The 627-nt window shown below is 43.2% G+C and carries 1 protein-coding gene; it reads left to right on the forward strand.

The genetic code is table 11. The features are described 5' to 3' along the window. Positions 1–627 (forward strand): IMP dehydrogenase (guaB, locus tag QM865_RS09130; protein ID WP_414306509.1); only part of this gene is annotated, 627 nt, incomplete at both ends.

Genomic DNA, 627 nt, shown 5'->3' on the forward strand with positions numbered 1-627 from the left:
GGCTGAAAGTATTCTTCATGAGCATCGTATTGAAAAGCTACCTCTAGTTGATGAAGAAGGTCGTTTGTCAGGACTTATTACTATTAAGGATATCGAAAAAGTTATCGAGTTTCCTAATGCAGCTAAGGATGAGTTCGGTCGTCTTTTGGTAGCAGGTGCTGTAGGTGTTACTTCTGATACCTTTGAACGTGCAGAAGCTCTTTTTGAAGCAGGCGCAGATGCTATTGTCATTGATACTGCACATGGTCATTCAGCAGGTGTTCTTCGTAAAATTGCTGAAATTCGTGCCCACTTCCCAGACCGTACTTTGATTGCAGGAAATATCGCAACAGCTGAAGGTGCGCGTGCACTTTATGAAGCAGGTGTCGATGTTGTTAAAGTAGGTATCGGACCAGGTTCTATTTGTACAACACGTGTGGTTGCGGGTGTAGGTGTTCCTCAAGTCACTGCTATTTACGATTCAGCTAGTGTTGCGCGTGAATACGGAAAAACAATCATTGCTGATGGCGGTATTAAATACTCAGGTGATATTGTAAAAGCTCTTGCAGCAGGTGGTAATGCTGTAATGCTTGGTTCTATGTTTGCTGGTACTGATGAAGCACCAGGTGAAACTGAGATTTTCCAAGG

The sequence above is a fragment of the Streptococcus mitis genome (assembly GCF_047462815.1).
Taxonomy (GTDB): Bacteria; Bacillota; Bacilli; order Lactobacillales; family Streptococcaceae; genus Streptococcus; species Streptococcus mitis_DO.